This is a genomic window from Sphingomonas corticis (assembly GCF_012035195.1).
Taxonomy (GTDB): Bacteria; Pseudomonadota; Alphaproteobacteria; order Sphingomonadales; family Sphingomonadaceae; genus Sphingomonas; species Sphingomonas corticis.
The window spans coordinates 1-1,416 of record NZ_JAAVJH010000052.1 but is presented as its reverse complement, the minus strand read 5'-3'; the positions used below and the strand labels follow the sequence as shown (position 1 = coordinate 1,416).

The window sequence follows — 1,416 nt, the reverse complement described above, 5'->3', positions numbered from 1 at the left end:
CTAGCATTACAGTTGCGTTCTTGATCGGCTATGGGCGCGTTGTGCTGCGGCCTGATGTGCGCGTCGCCAGCATGACCATGCGATAACGTGCCTGGGTTCGATACGACGCTGGGCCAGTCTGACAACGATGCGGCGGATTTCCTGGACGGACCAGCGGATCAGGTCGGTAACCTCGTCCGGGTTCTTTTTGGGGGCGTCGTGTTGGCGCGGGCGCGGATGGCCGCCAGCATCGCGAAGGCGAGCATGACGAGAGAAACGTGCCGGTGCCAGCCATGCCACGAACGGGTCTCGTTATGGTCGAGGCCGAGCTCGTTTTTGGTGGTCTCGAAGCTGTCCTCGATGGCCCAGCGATGTCCTTCCACGCCAACAAGGGTATCGATGGTCGTGTCCGCCGGGCACCAGGTCGTGAAGAAGGCCAGATCGCCGTCAGCGGCGTGGCGGCGGATCAGAAGCCCCCTGGTCCATGTTCCGGTCGCGCCATCGATGTATTCGTCAGCCTCAAGGTCGGCGAGTTCGAAATAGGCCCAGTCATGAAAGCGCTCGCCCTTGGTGCCTTTGCCCGCCGACAGGCGCTGCCATGCGCCAGGATCAAGTTTGCTCGCAATCTGCGCGGCGGTGCCGGCCACAACCGGCTTGTCGGCCCACGAGCCGAAGTGATGATCCGACTTTACGCCCAGCACATAGCCCTTGCCGGCACGGCGCAGCACCTGCTCGATGTCGCCGACGCCGTAGACGGCGTCCGCCGCCACCCAGGCGAACGGCATATCGGCCGCGATCGCGCGGTCGATCATTGCCACCGCCAGCGCCGGCTTGGTTGCAAATGTCGTACCCTCGGGCACATGCGCGGCCGCCAACCGTTCCGGATCAGCGGTCCAGCTCTTGGGCAGGTATAGTGCCCGGTCAACAAAGGCATGGCCCTTGGCCGAGACATAGGCGGCGAACACGCCAATCTGACAGTTCGTCACCTTGCCTGCCGAGCCGGTATACTGGCGCCCTACACCACACGATGCCTTGCCCTGCTTCAGGAACCCGGTCTCGTCGATAACCAGCACCGCGTCATTCGCGCCGAGATGCTCGATGGCATAGTCGCGTACAACGTCCCGCAGAGCATCAGCATCCCAACGCCCCCGGCCCAGGATGGCCTGCTGGCGCCATGGCCCGGCATCGCCAGCAGCCTCGGCGCGCATCCAGCCGGTCTTGCGGCGTTCGTCGCCCAGCAGTCCATCCAGAAAGCTGTTCGCCGATGCCGCAACGCGCTCCTGGCTGAATAAAGGTCGCATCCGCGCCTTCACCTCCCGCAGCGATGATGCCCAGAGCTCCAGCGTCGCCTCGATCGATGCTCCCTTCACCACAACCTCCTCGTCATGGTGACCCATTGATTCAGAACCGAATCAAGAACGCAACTGTAATGCTAGG

Annotated in this window: 1 protein-coding gene; it reads right to left on the bottom strand. The window is 63.4% G+C overall.

Features of this window, described 5'->3' with window-relative positions:
* Positions 1-158 precede the first annotated feature (158 nt).
* On the bottom strand, positions 159-1,349 hold the full coding sequence (locus tag HBH26_RS20335) for an IS701 family transposase (RefSeq protein ID WP_168136371.1): 1,191 nt from the start codon (positions 1,347-1,349) through the stop codon (positions 159-161).
* Positions 1,350-1,416 lie beyond the last annotated feature (67 nt).